This is a genomic window from Granulicella sp. 5B5, from assembly GCF_014083945.1.
In the GTDB taxonomy this organism is placed as follows: Bacteria; Acidobacteriota; Terriglobia; order Terriglobales; family Acidobacteriaceae; genus Granulicella.
This window is the reverse complement of sequence record NZ_CP046444.1, coordinates 1863430-1878487: the sequence shown is the minus strand read 5'-3', so window position 1 is coordinate 1878487 and position 15058 is coordinate 1863430. Positions and strand designations below refer to the sequence as shown.

8 protein-coding genes are annotated in these 15058 nt (G+C 62.6%); 5 read left to right on the top strand and 3 right to left on the bottom strand.

Annotation, left to right across the window (positions count from 1 at the left end):
• Positions 1–62: 62 nt before the first annotated feature.
• The 3 genes from GOB94_RS07915 to GOB94_RS07905 form a co-directional block, all read right to left on the bottom strand.
• Positions 63–3260, bottom strand: coding sequence for a carboxypeptidase-like regulatory domain-containing protein (locus tag GOB94_RS07915; protein WP_182278275.1), 3198 nt, complete (start codon positions 3258–3260; stop codon positions 63–65).
• Positions 3261–3711: 451 nt separating this feature from the next.
• Entirely contained in the window at positions 3712–6285 is a 2574-nt protein-coding gene (locus GOB94_RS07910) for a DUF3536 domain-containing protein (RefSeq protein ID WP_182278274.1), read from the bottom strand.
• 381 nt (positions 6286–6666) lie between these two features.
• Positions 6667–7401 carry a DNA-3-methyladenine glycosylase 2 family protein gene (locus GOB94_RS07905; RefSeq protein WP_182278273.1) on the bottom strand — a complete coding sequence of 245 codons (735 nt, stop codon included), beginning with the start codon at positions 7399–7401 and terminating at the stop codon, positions 6667–6669.
• Between the two features lie 785 nt (positions 7402–8186).
• Here GOB94_RS07905 and GOB94_RS07900 point away from each other — a divergent pair.
• The 5 genes from GOB94_RS07900 to GOB94_RS07880 are packed head-to-tail and all read left to right on the top strand — an operon-like array spanning position 8187 to position 15014.
• The gene (locus GOB94_RS07900) at positions 8187–9077 is read left to right on the top strand and encodes a cytochrome c3 family protein (protein WP_182278272.1); all 891 of its coding nucleotides are present in this window, start codon (positions 8187–8189) and stop codon (positions 9075–9077) included.
• Positions 9074–12250, top strand: coding sequence for a TAT-variant-translocated molybdopterin oxidoreductase (locus tag GOB94_RS07895; protein ID WP_182278271.1), 3177 nt, complete (start codon positions 9074–9076; stop codon positions 12248–12250). The genes GOB94_RS07900 and GOB94_RS07895 overlap by 4 nt, the downstream gene beginning before the upstream one ends.
• A gap of 2 nt (positions 12251–12252) precedes the next feature.
• Positions 12253–13701 (top strand): NrfD/PsrC family molybdoenzyme membrane anchor subunit, encoded by a 1449-nt coding sequence (nrfD, locus tag GOB94_RS07890; RefSeq protein WP_182278270.1) that lies wholly within the window; start codon positions 12253–12255, stop codon positions 13699–13701.
• Positions 13702–14244, top strand: coding sequence for a DUF3341 domain-containing protein (locus GOB94_RS07885; RefSeq protein WP_182278269.1), 543 nt, complete (start codon positions 13702–13704; stop codon positions 14242–14244).
• A 47-nt stretch (positions 14245–14291) separates the two neighbouring features.
• Positions 14292–15014, top strand: a complete 723-nt coding sequence (locus tag GOB94_RS07880) for a cytochrome c (RefSeq protein ID WP_255484353.1) — start codon at positions 14292–14294, stop codon at positions 15012–15014.
• The last annotated feature ends 44 nt before the right edge of the window (positions 15015–15058 follow it).

Sequence of the window (15058 nt, the reverse complement as noted above, 5' to 3'; positions counted from 1 at the left end):
AGCGCCGCAGCCGATGGATGGCTGCGGCGCTCTTGTGTTGTGTGCGAGATTTAGAACAGCGCCTAGAAGACGAACTTGGCGCTGAGCTGAAGCTGACGTGAGGAGCCGCCATCGCTGGTGGCGAAGCGGGTTGCGGTGATCTGGCCGAAGGACGTTGACTGCACGTTGCCGGTCGGCTGACCAAAGTTGGGGTGGTTGAAGATGTCGAAGGCGTCGGCGCGAAGGATGAACGAGAGATTGTCGAAAATCTTCGTCTCCTTCTCGCCGGATAGATCGAGATCCGCGAAGCCGGGGCCGGTGCCGGCGTTACGTTGCGCGTTGCCGAGGCCCGTGTAGGTGGTGGGAGCGGTGGCCGCAGTGGCACTCGCCTGCGTGCCTACGATCTCAAAGGTGCAGGCAGACGTGTAGTTGGTGATGTCGCAGACGTTGCCGCCTGCGTTCAGGCCGCCAGGGTTAGGGAAGTATGAGACATTCGCCTGACCTGCGACCTGCTGTTTGGAACGAATGAGCTTGCCGACGATGTTGGGGCGGATGAGGCCGCTGTTGCCGTTGTAGCCGTCGCTGGTGGCGACGATGTTGACGGGGTTGCCGGTCTGGTACTGGAAGATCGTTTCGAGGCGATAGCCAGAGACCAGGCGGTTGCCCTTGAAGGGCAGCGCGTAGATCGCCGTGCCGGCAAAGTGATGACGGACGTCGAAGTCGGAGAGGCCGTAGTTCTCAGACGGGTTGTTGCTGTCTGGGAGAACAGCGCCACCCTGCGAGCCGAGGGAGTTGATATCCATCGACTTGGCGAACTCGTAGTTCATGTTGAATTGGAGTCCGTTGCTCATATTCTTGGCGAGCGTGGCCCAGAGCGCATTGTAGTTGGAGTAGCCGATGCTGTTGCGCTCCGAAAGGTTGGAAGCGATCGAAGCCCCCGGAGCGATGGGGCTGGTGGACGAGAGTGTATTGAAGGGCCGCGGACTACCCGGGATGCCGGTCGCCTGGTTGGCATTGGTGACGATGAGCAGATGATGGCCAGTGGAACCGTAGTAGCCGAGCGAGCCGACCATGCCCCAGGGCAGGGCCTGCTGCACATTCAGGTTGAAGTCCTCAACGTAGGCGTTCTTGAAGTTGGGGTTGGTCCAGTTGAGGGCGAAGCCGGATGCCGCCTTGGCGGAGGCATAGGGGTTCGCAAGAGAGATGGGCGCCGCGCTGTTGGAGTACGAGACGGCGGTGGTGAAGGGCGGATTGCTCGTTAGGTTGCTGACGGTGCCGGCAACGGGTTGGTCGACCAAGTAGCCGTAGGCGCCACGGATGACGGTCTTCTGGTTCTGGAAGAGGTCATAGGCGAAGCCGACGCGCGGCTCGACGTTGTAGTTCTGCTTGTAGGCACCGTTGGCAGGGATGCCGTTGGTGCCGGCTTGGGTGAGAGTGACGTTGGCTGGGTTGAAGATGGCGATGCGGTTCTCGCCTTCGAGAGGCGTGCCATTCCACTCAAAGCGCAGACCGTACTCGAGGACGAGGCCGGGAAGGGGTTTGTAGGTGTCCTGGATGAATCCGCCCGCGGCATCGGCGTAGATGCGGTAGTCGATAATGTTGGGCTGGATGCTGAAGACGGGTGTGACGTCCGCCGCGAGGTTGGCGGAGCTGAGGGTCATACTGCCGATGTTGCCGGCGAAGCTATAGAGGAGGTAGCGACGGAACTCACCGCCCCACTTGATCTCGTGCTTGCCCTTGAGCATAGTGACGGTGTCGGCGAGAACGCCGGTGGTGGTGTCGCGGCCCTGCGGGAAGCCGGAGGGACCACCGATGGTGAAGCCTACGTCGCTGATGGTGGTCTGCGGAATACCAACGTTGCCGGTGAGGCCGTCGTTGATGCCGATACTGGATGGGCTGAGCGTGTTGGCAGGGTTGAAGGCGATGGCGATGCGGTTGAAGCCGAGGCGCGCCTCATTGGTGATGGAGGGGGTGAAGATGTGGATGTACTGCAGCGTGCCGATCTGGCGGTGCGCGGCGCGGTGGTCGCCCCAGCCGGGCAGCGTGTCGCCCTGCAATGAGGGCTCAGTGCGAACGTCCTTCTGGAAGGCGTAGAAGCCGTGCAGAGAGTCGCTGTCGCCGAAGTTGTGGAGCACGTCGCCGGTGTACTGGTCGATCTGGACCGGGCCCGGCGTGAATGAGACGTAGTTGGAGCCACTGTTGGGCAGCGGCACGAGAGCCGCAAAGGCCGCGGCGATGGGATCGGCGGCGGCGTTGGCAGCGAATGCCTGCTGCTGTGCCGGAGAGAAGACCGGGCTGTTCTGCAGGATGCCCTGGTGCTGGCGAAGGGCCTCATAGCTGAAGTAGAAGAAAGTGTGTCCGCGCCAGATGGGGCCGCCGACCGAGCCGCCGAAGTTGTTGCGCTTGAGGGGGGCCTTGTTGCCGGTGTTGCCGGCGAGAGCGACGCCGGTGGTGGGGTTGAAGCCGCGGTTGAAGTAGTTGCGTGCGTCGAGCGCTTCGTTGCGGAAGTAGTCGAAGACTTCGCCGTGGAACTGGTTGGTGCCCGAGCGCGTAGCGACGGTGACGATGGAGCCATCTGAGCGGCCGAACTCGGCGGGGAAGGTCTGGTTGTTGATGCGGAACTCAGAGGTGGTGCTGATGGAGGGCTGGAAGGTGATCTGGTTCTGACTGATGTCGTTGAGGTTGATGCCGTTGATCTGGAAGTTGACCGAGTCCTCGCGATTGCCGGCGGTGATGAAGGAGTTGGCGCCGAGGCCGCGGCTGGAGGCGGTGAGCGAGCCGGATGTCGGGGCGACGACGCCGCCAGGAGTCAGCACGGTGAGGTCGAGGAAGTGGCGACCGTTGAGCGGCAACTCCTGCACGGTCGTCCTGCCGATGACTTCGCCGACAGCGGCCGTCTCGGTCTGGATCTGCGGCGGAGTGGTTTCCACCTGCACCGTAGTGCCGGTGGATTCGATAGACAGCTTGAGATTGGCGGACGCCGACTGCGCGACCTGCAGGGTCAGCTTCGGAATGCTGGTGGTGGAGAAGCCGTTTGCCGAAACCGTGACGGAGTAGTCACCGGGCTGGAGCGAGGGCGCGGCGTAGAGGCCGGCGGAGTCGGTGGTCAGGTCGCGGTCGGCGCCGGTGGCGAGCGAGTGGATGACCACCTTCGCGCCAGGGACGACGGCACCCGTGGGATCGGTGACGGTGCCGCTCAGCGTGGCCGTGGACTGGCCTAACGCAGTGGCAGCGAACAGACCCACAAGTATGAACAGGGACAGAATGCTACGGAACTTCATGACGCCTCCAAAAGGAAATGCAAACTCGTGCAGGGGTAAGAGTGAATGGGTTGTAAGGAAAAGCTCAGCCAGCGCAGAGCCCAGGCAGGGAATACGCAACGCGAAGGGATATGTTTCAACTGTATGACAGCCGGCGTCAGCTAGCTATACGTGCTACTACGGATGCATCCGTAGTTTTACGGATGCGAAGCGCAAGATTGGACTCTAGAAATGCTAAAAACCGCCGATAACTGACGCTATGCGCGTCCACTGTGGCCGTTCCGCCGCCTACCTGCTCTTACGGCAGATTGGCCTAAGCGCGGGTTAAGCTTCCGGCTGAACGGTATTGAGCTTTTCCCGAAGAAGATGCGGCATCAGCATTAGGTGCGCTCGCGCGCGAGAAGCAGGTTCCTCGCTTCGCTCGGAATGACAGAAAGAAAAGCAAGAACAACGGCAAACGCAAATGCCATCACTAGAAAGCGCGGACGGCTTTGTCCACGACGAGCTCGTCGACGCTGATGTTGAGGGCGATGCCGATCTTGCGGAAGCCCTCGCGCCACTCGCGCGACCAGTAAGCGCTGTCGCTGCGGCGGAGCAAGTCGTTCCAGATGTTCTGCGCCTGCCATAGATTGATGTCCATGGGAAGGAGGCGGAGGCCTTCGGCGATGGTAAGGGTCTCGTTGAGGATGGTGAGGCTCTGTTGCGACTGCTGCATCTGCGCGGCGCTCTCAAGCCGGACCATGGCGCGCTTGATGCGTTTGTCCGCGGTGAAGCTGAGCAGCGGTGCGTCGAGGGTGACGTGGTCCGTTGCAGCGCGGCGGAGCAGGCGGGCAATCTCGGTGGCGTCGAATGTCTCGGCGTCGAGCGTGTGGCGCAGGCTGGCGTTGATGGCGAACCCTGCGGTGACGGCGAGCGCGGGTGGCGCGGGGACGCGGGCCTGGCTGATGAAGTCGAGCAGCGTCGCGTGCTCTTCGTAGATGCGCATGAGCGAGCCCTCTACTTCAGAGAGCGTCTGGTTGAGGATGCTTTGCAGGATGCGTTGCTGCTCGTCTGCGAAGAGCGATGTGAGCGAGTAGAGCGTGCCATCGAAGTAACGGTCGATGAGGCGGATGAGCTCGGGCAGGTTGGCGCGGTGGACGGCGTCGGTGGCCTGCGCGACGAACTCGTCCCATGCGGGCTTCGCGGAGGGGTCGTTGGGGTCGTAGCGCTTGACGGCGGCGGTGAGGTTCTGGTCGCCGAGGTGCAGCACGGCGAAGCAGAGTTCCTCGCTCTCCTCGGTGATGCGGGAGCGCAGCAGGGCGCGGCCGACGGCGAAGCGGCCGTGGCCGGAGGCGCGCACGTCGTAGCTGTAACGCTGCACGTCGAAGCAGAAGATGTGGCCCGCGTCTGGATAGCTGCGGAACATGGAGCTGATGGCATAGTGCGCGCCGACGTGCTCAAGGTCGAGCCGGCCGCCGAGGACGTAGCGGCGGTAGACCTCGGCGCCGTTGCCGATGTCGGGCAGGTTGCTGGGCGCCTTGGCGAGGATGTCGAGGAACTCCTGCTCGAGCTGTTTGCCGGGCTCGCCGAAGAGCTGTTCTGCGATCTGCAGCACGCGACCAGCGTAGGCGATGATCTGCACGGTCTCGATGCCGGAGATATCGTCGAAGAACCAGCCGCAGCTTGTGTACATGAGCTGGGTGTGCCGTTCGAGCTCGAGGAGCTCGAGCGCGGTGATACGCTCGGCTTCGGAGAGCGGGTGGGTGGCGTGCTCCGTGAAGAAGGCCTCGACGTTGTCAGCGCCGCGGTCGAGGATGACCTGGATGTAGGCGTCGCGCGCGGCCCAGAGGTCTTTGAAGAGGCCCGCGGCGACGGACTCGGCGAGCGGTGCGGTGCGGTCGCGGAGCATGTCGAGCGCCTCGCGCAGGGGCGCTCGCCAGTTCTGCTGCCAGCCGACCTTGCCGCCGTTGCATCCGCAGTTGGAGCGCCAACGCTCGACGCCGTGCGCGCAGCTCCATGAGGTGTCGTCGGCGACCTCGGCTTCGCAGACGGGTGGGAATTTTGCGAGGAACTCGCCGTAGTTGGTGATGCGGGCGGCGTTCTGCTGCTCGGTCCAGTAGAGCGCGTAGCTGAGGGCCATCTCGCCGTGCTTGTGATGGTGGCCGTAGCTCTCGCCGTCGGTGGCGATGTGGGAGAGCTGTGGGACGCTAGGGTCCTTGTCGGTGTGGATGCCGGTGAGCAGGCGGCGGGCGAAGTCCTCGCCGTTGTTCAGGATGCCCTCAAACGCTACGGCGCGGGAGACAGGGCCGTCGTAGAAGAAGACGGCGATGGAGCGGCCTTCATTCAACTTAACGAGATAGGGCTGGGTGATGTCGACGGTGGCGCCGGGGGTCTCGGTCCAGGGCTGCTCGGCGGGGGCGGCACCGTCGGTGGCCTTCTTGCGGCCCTTGGCGGGCTCGGCACCGGCCAGCTTGCGGACGCGCGCGCACTGGTGCGGAGCGAGGATGGTGAACTGGATGCCCTCCTGCGCGAGGAGGTCGAGCACGTCGCGGGAGACGGCGGTCTCGGCGAGCCACATGCCCTCGGGCCTGCGGCCGAAGCGGTACTTGAAGTCGGCGATGCCCCAGCGGACCTGGGTGCGGGCGTCGCGCTCGTTGGCGAGCGGCATGATGATGTGGTTGTAGACCTGCGCGATGGCCGAGCCGTGGCCGCTGAAGCGCTCGGCCGAGGCGGTGTCGGCGTCGAGGATCATGCGGTAGGTGCGCGGGGCGAAGTCCTGCAGCCAGCTAAGGAGCGTGGGGCCGAAGTTGAAGCTGATCCGCGAGTAGTTGTTGACGATGCGGACGATCTCGTTCTTCTGGTTGGTGATGCGGCTGGCCCCGTTGGGGGCGTAGCACTCGGCGGTGATGCGCTCGTTCCAGTCGTGGTAGGGCGCGGCGGATTCCTGGACCTCGACGGTCTCAAGCCAGGGATTCTCGCGGGGAGGCTGGTAGAAGTGACCGTGCACGCAGATGTAGTGCTGCGGAGCGGCTTCGGCGGGGTTGGGCGTTGTCTTCGTCGGAGCCATAAAGTCTGTTAGATGTCCTGTTCGTACTGATGGTAACGCGATAGGCAATCGTGATCCCCTCCCCCTCCCCCTATGTAGATGAGGTATCCAGCAGAATCAGCGACTTACGGGGTGATCCCCTGGGTAAGTGGCTGATTCTGTATATAGTTGCGGGTATGATATGGGAAATAAAGGGGATAGAGGACAGGGGAAGAGGATAGAGCGAACGGTGATTGGATTTGTGGCTTCAGTTGTCAGTTTGCCAGTTATCCAGTGAGCCAGTTTGGTTCCTACTTCCAGTATAGAGGGTGCGAGCGGAGAAAGTGTTTCGGGTGTGTAGGTGCAAGTGTTTTCATTTGTGTTGTTTATGGGCGCTCAACGGGTGACGGGGCTTGACATGCTTTAGCTGGCGGCCTTGTCTTGGTTGGCGAGGTCGCAGGCGCGCCAGAGGTACCAGCTGGCGACCGAGCAGAAGGGCTGCCACTTTTTGGCGCGGCGCTCGATGACGTCGGGCTTGGGGAGGTGGGCTGGCGTGACCTTGGTGGTGGGCTTGAGGCCCTGGAAGGTGAGTGCGAAGCCTTTGCGGATGCCGTAGTCCGAGGTGGGCAGCACGTTGGCGCGGCCGAGGCGGAAGATGAGCATCATCTCGACGGTCCACTTGCCGATGCCACGGACCTGGGTGAGGTGCTCGATGATGGCGGCGTCCTCCATCCGGCGGATCTTGGCGAGGGTGGGGACGGTGCCGTCGATGGTTTTGGCGGCGAGGTCGCGGAGGGCGAGCGCCTTGTTGGCGGAGAGGCCGGCGGAGCGGAGCTGCTCGTTGGGTGCGTCGAGGATCTCCTGCGGCGTGGGGTGGCGGTGCTCGAATGGTTCGCGCGGGTCGGACATATGCGCGAGGTCGCTGAAGCTGCGCAGGAGCTTGGCGTGGATGGCTGCGGCCGCTTTGCCGTGGAGCTGCTGGTAGATGATCGACTCGGTGAGCGCTTCAAACGGAGACTGCTTGGCGGCGAGGCGCATGGTGAACGGGCCGGCGCGGGCGATGAGCTTCGCGAGCTTAGGGTCCGCGGCGATGAGGGCGGCGACGGCGTCTTCGCGCGAGTAGGGAAGCTTGGCGCTTTGCTGCGAGGCGTGCGGCATGGGGAGAGTGTGGCACAGATGAGGCGGGTTGGGGAAGAGAAGGCGAAGAAAATTTCCAGGACATTCGCTTCGAATCCTCAAAAGGGAACGAGGCTAAACGAATTGTCGAACTACTTGCTTGCTGCTTGCGTATCGACTGAGCGAGACTTCACAAACAATGATCTTTCGCATCGAAAGTTGCTGGTGGGTACGCCGTCCTCATCCCTGAGGATGTTGCGAAGGTGTGGAACCTGCATGACGGTTCCGCGGTTGAGGTGCATCTCGCCGGTGCGTCAGGTGAGAGTGATGACCCAGCGACGATACAAGCGCAGAACGAACGCGCCATACAGATACACGAAGAGTCCCAGTCGCGAATGGATGCTGTCTATCGCGCGTTAGCGAAGGGGCCTGAAGGTGTTGGTCCTCACGACCCGCCGCCATTCGATCTATACAAGTGGTGAGATTTCCGCAGTGGAACTCGGACTAATGTGGACGGAGTTATTTGCGTAGATACGGGGCGTTGCGGGGATTTGCGGCGGTTTTTGAGGGAATGTTTCCGGCGGGATAAAAATGGGCTTCGATAATCGAAGGTGGATACGAGTATCGGCCAGTAACAGATGTTTGCGGTCACAACAGACGCGAAAGTCACTGCTATACTTTCGATAAAGTTTACGTTTGTCAGCCGCACATGGGCAGGCCGCAGATGGATATTCGCGGTGGAACGGCGTCCTTAGCGGTAGCAGCTCCGATAGAAGTTATTCAACCTCCACAGTGTTTTTTGACGCAGAGGAAGCAGGAACGCACTCATGGCGCAAGTATTTGACCGCAGTTCGAATGCACTGGCTCGCGCGAGCCTCGTGCTGACGGGCTTGATCGTCATCGCGCTCGGTGTGGCGCTGAACTCATTGCAGCGGTCACCGTGGGTGACGCGGCAGGGGCAGCGGCCAGACCAGCCCGTACCGTTCAGTCACAAGCACCACGTGGAGGGTCTGGGCCTGCAGTGCCAGTACTGCCACACGTCGGTGGAGAAGAGCTCGTATGCGGGCATCCCGCCGACGAAGACGTGCATGAACTGCCACTCGCAGATCTGGACGAACGCGCAGCTGCTGGAGCCGGTGCGGCAGAGCTGGGCGACTGGCGAGTCGATCCGGTGGATCAAGGTGCATGACCTGCCCGACTACGTGTACTTCAATCACGAGATCCATGTGAACAAGGGCATCGGCTGTACGAGCTGCCATGGCCGCGTGGATGAGATGCCGTTGATGTACCAGCAGAACACGCTGCAGATGGAGTGGTGTTTGAACTGCCATCGCAACCCTGGTAAGAACCTGCGGCCGACCAGCGAGATCTACAACATGGCATGGGCCGGTCCTTCGACGGAGAAGCCGGTGTGGTGCGCGACGGCGGCGAACACAGACGGAACGGGTGTTCCGACGGCGCAGGGTGTGAACTGTGTGACGACCGACCCCTCGAAGACCGGGCGGACGGACATTGCACAGAACGACAGCGGCTCGGTGCTGACGGGTTCGACGAACCCGAATATGCCGGTGGGCACGATGTCGGATGCGCCGGTGCTGATGCTGCCGGCCAGCTACACGAAGTTTACGAACCAGGAAGACCTGGGCAAGTATCTGACCGGGCAGTACCACATTCGGACGGCCAACGAGCTTTCGAGCTGCGAGGTGTGCCACCGATGAACGAGACACCTATGGAACTTGAAGTGAAACAGACGGCAGAGCAGCCGGCGCAGGTTGTAACGCAGATCGCTCCGGCAAAGATGACGCTGGCTGAGGTCCGTGCCAAGCTGGAAGGCAAGACCGGGCGCCGCTACTGGAAGAACCTGGATGAGCTCGCGGATACGGAGTCGTTCCAGGAGCTGATGAAGGAAGAGTTCCCACGCCAGTCGTCTGCTGGTGAGTGGACCGATCCGGTGAGCCGCCGCGGCTTTCTGAAGGTGATGGGCGCGAGCTTTGCGCTGGCCGGACTGGCCGGTTGCACCAAGCAGCCCGATGAGCCGATCTTCCCGTATGTGAAGCAGCCTGAGGACCTCGTCCTGGGCAAGCCGATGTTCTTCGCGACGGCGCACCCGTTCCCGACCGGCGCTGTGCCGGTGCTGGTGAAGTCGGATGCGTTCCGCCCGATCAAGCTCGAAGGCAACCCGGAGCACCCGATCGCCAAGGGTAAGTCGGATGCGTTCACGCAGGCGTCGCTGCTGGACCTGTACGATCCGGACCGTTCCAAGAAGGTGTTCTACCGCGGCGATGAGTCGGGGTTTGGCAACTTCCAGCAGGAGTTCGCGACCGCAGTGCAAAAGCTGAACGGTGGGCAGGGGCTCTACTTCCTGTCGGAGACGGTCACGTCACCCACGCTGGCTGCGCAGTGGAAGCAGGTGCAGACCAAGTATCCGCAGGCCAAGCTGGTGCAGTACGAGCCGGTGAACCAGGATACAGGCCGTGCAGCTTCGAAGGCCGCTTTCGGCGACTACTACGACACGCAGTACAAGCTCGACGACGCGGACATCATCGTGTCGCTCGATGCGGATTTTCTGGGCGGCATCGGCTTCCCGGGCTTCCTGCCGCTGGCAGCCGCGTATGCGGAGCGCCATCGCTATGAGGCCGGCAAGACGATGAACCGGCTGTATGTAGTGGAGACGATGCCCACCGTGACCGGCTTCAAGGCCGAGCACCGGCTGGCGCTGAAGCCGAGCGATATCGACGCGTTTGCGAGCGCGCTCGCCGGTGGAAGCGCGACGCTCTCCAATCCGCAGGCGCAGAAGTTCCTTGCGGCCGTGCAGGACGACCTGAAGAAGTCGGGTGGCCGTTGCGTGGTGATCGCCGGGCCACAGTCGTCGCTGGCCTGCCACAACGCGGCGCTGGCGGTAAACGCCAGCTCGGGCGCTGTCGGCAAGACGGTCTTCTATACGGAGACGGTGAACCCGCTGCCGAGCGAGCAGACGGCTGACCTGAAGTCGCTGGTTGCGGACATGAGTGCCGGCAAGGTGCAGTGGCTGGTGATGCTCGGCGTGAACCCGATCTACAACGCGCCGCGCGATCTGGAGTTTGCGGCGGCGTTCAACAAGGTCCCGACGACGGTCCACCTGGGCATGATGCAGGACGAGACCGGCGTGATCTCCACCTGGCACATCAACAAGGCGCACTACCTGGAGAGCTGGAGCGACGCTCGTGCGTACGACGGGACTATCTCCATTGTGCAGCCGATGATTGACCCGCTGTACGGCGGCAAGAGCGCGCACGATGTCTTCCAGGCGCTGCTCGATCCTTCGATCAGCGCGTACGACGCGGTGGTTGCGAACGCCAAGACTTACATTAAGGGCGCTGACTTCGCCAACGCGTGGCGCAAGGCGTTGCACGATGGCTGGGTGGCCGACACGGCGTTCACGCCGAAGACGCTGGGCGCTCCGAAGGCTGCGACGGCCACGGCTGCTCCGGCTGCGGGCGGCGTCGAGATCAGGTTCCTCGCGGACCCCTCGCTTTACGACGGCCGCTATGCCAATAACGGCTGGCTGCAGGAGCTGCCCAAGCAGGTGACCAGCATGAGCTGGGACAATGCAGCCCTGATGAACATGGACCTGATGGGCAAGCTGGGCATCGAGGAGAATGATGCCATCGAGCTGACGCTCAACGGCTACAAGGTGATTACGCCGGTGCTGATGAGCCCGGGGCACCCGAACGATGCGGTGACTGTCCACCTCGGCTTTGGCCGCACGGCGGATGCGGGCCGCGTGGGTGCGGGTGTGGGCTTCAATTCCTACCTGCTGCGCAGCTCAAGCGCGATGCTCTCCTCGGGTGGTCTGCAGATCGCCAAGGGCAAGGGCACATATGACCTCTGCGTCACCAAGGTGCACAACATCGAGCACCGCGGAGCCTTTGCACAGACTGGCCTGGAGCACCCTGAGTTCGATACGCAGGGTACCTACTCGCTGGCTGGGCATGAAGCGTTCGAGCGGTCGATCATCCGCTACGCGACGCTGGCCGAGGCCACCGAAAACCCCAAGTTCGCCAGCGAAGGTACGCCGAGCGGCCACACCTCCGTAAACAAGGTTGGGTACAACCCGCAGGGCGAAGCGCCGGAGCATGGCGACAGCTTCTACCCGGATGCGTGGCGCTATGACCACATCGATCCCTCGACGCACATCGCGCAGAACAAGTGGGGCATGTCGATCGACCTGAACTCCTGCGTGGGCTGCAATGCGTGCATCGTGAGCTGCTATGCGGAGAACAACATTGCAGTGGTCGGCCGCGAGCAGGTGAAGATCGGCCGCAACATGCAGTGGCTGCGCATCGACACCTACTTCGAAGGCGACCTGCACGCTCCGCGCGCGCACTTCCAGCCGATGACCTGCCAGCACTGCGAGAGTGCCGGCTGCGAGCAGGTCTGCCCGGTGGGCGCCACGGTGCATACGCCGGAAGGCATCAACACGATGGTGTACAACCGCTGCGTGGGTACGCGCTACTGCTCGAACAACTGCCCGTACAAGGTGCGCCGGTTCAACTTCCTGCTGTACTCGGACTTCGACACCGAGAGCCTCAAGTTCATGCGCAACCCGGATGTTTCGGTACGCAGCCGCGGTGTGATGGAGAAGTGCAGCTACTGCATCCAGCGCATCGAGGCGGTGAAGATCGAGGCTGACAAGAACAACCGCCCGATCAAGGACGGCGAGATCCTGACGGCCTGCCAGCAGGCCTGCCCGACCGACGCCATTGTCTTCGGCAACCTGAACGACCCCAACGCCAAGGTGACCAAGCGCCAGGCCGAGGAGCGTAGTTACCAGGTGCTGGCCGACTTGAACTATCGCCCGCGCACACAGTACACGGCCGGCGTCATCAACCCGAATGCGGAGCTTGCATAAGTATGGCAACCCAAGGACCCATTCACGAGAACGAGATCGTCGACCCGATGATCGACCCGCGCACCGGTGAGTACGCGGTCATCGCACCGGGCCACACTTTCAAGAGCGTGACGCAGAAGATCGCGGGCATCGTGCTGACGGACAACACGCCGTGGGCATGGATCGGCGGTATCTTCCTGGCGATGACGATCGCGACCGGCGTGGTGATCGCCGTGACCTGGCTGGTGCTGAAGGGCGTCGGCATCTGGGGCGTCACGATCCCCGGCGCCTGGGGCTTCGCCATCATCAACTTCGTGTGGTGGATCGGTATCGGCCACGCGGGCACGCTGATCTCGGCAATTCTGCTGCTGTTCAAGCAGACGTGGCGCAACTCGATCAACCGTTTTGCCGAGGCGATGACGATCTTCGCCGTGGTCTGCGCGGGCATGTTCCCGGTGCTGCACATCGGCCGTCCGTGGTTGGGTTACTGGCTGCTGCCGTACCCGAACTCGATGAACGTGTGGCCGCAGTTCCGCTCGCCGCTGGCGTGGGACGTGTTCGCCGTCTCGACGTACGCGACGATCTCGGTGGTCTTCTGGTACATCGGCATGATCCCGGACTTCGGCACGCTGCGCGACCGCGCGACGCTGCCCATCGCCAAGTACTTCTATGGCATGCTGAGCCTGGGTTGGCGCGGATCGACCCGCCACTGGATCCGGTATGAGTCGGCTTCGCTGCTGCTGGCGGGCCTCTCGACGCCGCTGGTGCTCTCGGTGCACACCACCATCTCCTTCGACTTCGCGGTCGCGGCGATGGCTGGCTGGCACACGACGATCTTCCCACCGTACTTTGTGGCCGGTGCTGTGTACTCGGGTTTTGCGATGGTGCTCACGCTGGCCATCCCAATCCGCAAGTTCTACCACCTTGAAGACCTGGTGACGCTGCGTCACCTCGATAACATGGCGAAGGTCATGCTGGCGACGGGCTCGATTGTGGCTTACGGCTACGGCATGGAGGTCTTCATGGCGTGGTACTCGGCCAGCCACTGGGAGTTCTTCATGATGTGGAACCGCATGTTCGGGCCGATGGGCTGGGCATACTGGATGCTCATCCTGACCAACATTGCGATCCCGCTGACGACGCTGTGGTTCCGCAAATTGCGCGTGAATGTGGGCTACCTGTTCGTGCTCAGCTTCATCGTGAACATCGGCATGTGGTTCGAGCGCTTTGTCATCGTCGTGACCACACTGTACCGCGACTACCTGCCCAGCAGCTGGGGCACGTACCGCGCTACCAAGTGGGACTACATGCTGTTCATCGGTACATGGGGCCTGTTTACGACGCTGTTCCTGCTGTTCGCGCGTCTGGCTCCGATGATTCCGATGTCTGAGATCCGAATGATGCTGCCGGCGACGAAGATTCGTCCGCCGCACAGCGGAGAAGCTGAAGTGGTTGTACAGGAGGCGCTCTAAATGCCGCCGCGTGAGGGAGTCTACGGCCTGCTGGCCGAGTTCAATACGCCCAGTGAGCTGGTGCATGCCACGGAGATGGCGCACCGTGCGGGATATCGCCGCATGGAGTGCTACACCCCGTATCCGGTGGAGGAGGCAGCCGAGGCGCTGCGCTTCCACAAGACCCGTGTGCCGCTGATGTGTCTGCTGGGCGGCGTGATGGGGCTAACAACCGGCTTTCTGCTGGAGATGTGGGTCAACGTGTGGGGGTATCCGCTGAACATCCGCGCGATGCCGCTGTTCAGCTGGCCGGCGTTCGTCATCCCGGAGTATGAGCTGACGATCCTGTTCGCGGGCCTGTCGACGGCGTTCGGCATGATCGCGCAGAACGGCCTGCCGCAGCTATACCATCCGCTGTTCAACGCGCCAAACTTCGCAAGCGGTGCGACGTCGGACAAGTTTTTCCTCTGCCTGGAGGCGAACGATCCGCGCTTCTCAACGACGGAGACACGTGCGCTTCTGGAGAGCTTCTCGCCGGTTTCGGTGGTGGAGGTAGACCACTAATGCAGGGAACAGGGAATAGGGAACAGGGAATAGGAACGATGCGTGTGATGCGATCGATTTCGGCAATGGGTGTAGCGGCGACGATGCTGCTGGTTGCCGGTTGCCGGCAGGACATGCACAACCAGCCGAAGTTCATTCCCCAGCGCGGGACGTCGTTCTTCGCGGATGGCCGCTCAGTGCGCCCGCAGGTGGAGAACACCGTGGCGCGTGGCCAACTGCATGAGGACACGTACTTCTATACCGGCATGGTGAACGGCAAGGAAGGCGACGGCCTGCCGATCGAGCTGACCGCGGCGGTGTTGGAACGCGGCCAGGAGCGGTACAACATCTACTGCACGCCCTGCCACTCGCGCGTGGGCAACGGCAACGGCATGATCGTGCAGCGCGGCTACAAGCCGGCGGGCAACTTCCATACGGACCGCCTGCGCCAGGCACCGCTGGGCCACTTCTTCAGCGTGATGACGAACGGTTATGGTGCGATGCCGGATTACTCGGCGCAGATTACGCCGGTGGACCGCTGGGCGATTGCGGCGTACATCCGCGCGTTGCAGCTGAGCCAGGATGCCAAGGCGAGCGATGTGCCGGCCGGGCAGCACCCCATCGACCTGCATGAGCTGGCCAAGGAGCAGGGCCTGCCCCCGGGCTTCGCTGATGACTGGGGCAATGAGTTGCCGGCAACGGCTGTGAAGGGATCGCCGAATGGCAAGAGCTTTGTCCTGCCACCTTCGGCAACGCCGGGCATGGTGACGGCAGTCCAGAACCAGAAGTAGGCCAGCGGTAACGGCCAGAAGAACCAAGCAGCACCGGCAGTACT

Coding starts and splice junctions, on each gene's coding strand:
- GOB94_RS07895 (WP_182278271.1), top strand. CDS start 9,074: ATGAACGAGACACCTATGGAACTTGAAGTGAAACAGACGGCAGAGCAG.
- GOB94_RS07905 (WP_182278273.1), bottom strand. CDS start 7,401: ATGCCGCACGCCTCGCAGCAAAGCGCCAAGCTTCCCTACTCGCGCGAA.
- GOB94_RS07915 (WP_182278275.1), bottom strand. CDS start 3,260: ATGAAGTTCCGTAGCATTCTGTCCCTGTTCATACTTGTGGGTCTGTTC.
- GOB94_RS07880 (WP_255484353.1), top strand. CDS start 14,292: ATGCGATCGATTTCGGCAATGGGTGTAGCGGCGACGATGCTGCTGGTT.
- GOB94_RS07910 (WP_182278274.1), bottom strand. CDS start 6,285: ATGGCTCCGACGAAGACAACGCCCAACCCCGCCGAAGCCGCTCCGCAG.
- GOB94_RS07900 (WP_182278272.1), top strand. CDS start 8,187: ATGGCGCAAGTATTTGACCGCAGTTCGAATGCACTGGCTCGCGCGAGC.
- GOB94_RS07885 (WP_182278269.1), top strand. CDS start 13,702: ATGCCGCCGCGTGAGGGAGTCTACGGCCTGCTGGCCGAGTTCAATACG.
- nrfD (WP_182278270.1), top strand. CDS start 12,253: ATGGCAACCCAAGGACCCATTCACGAGAACGAGATCGTCGACCCGATG.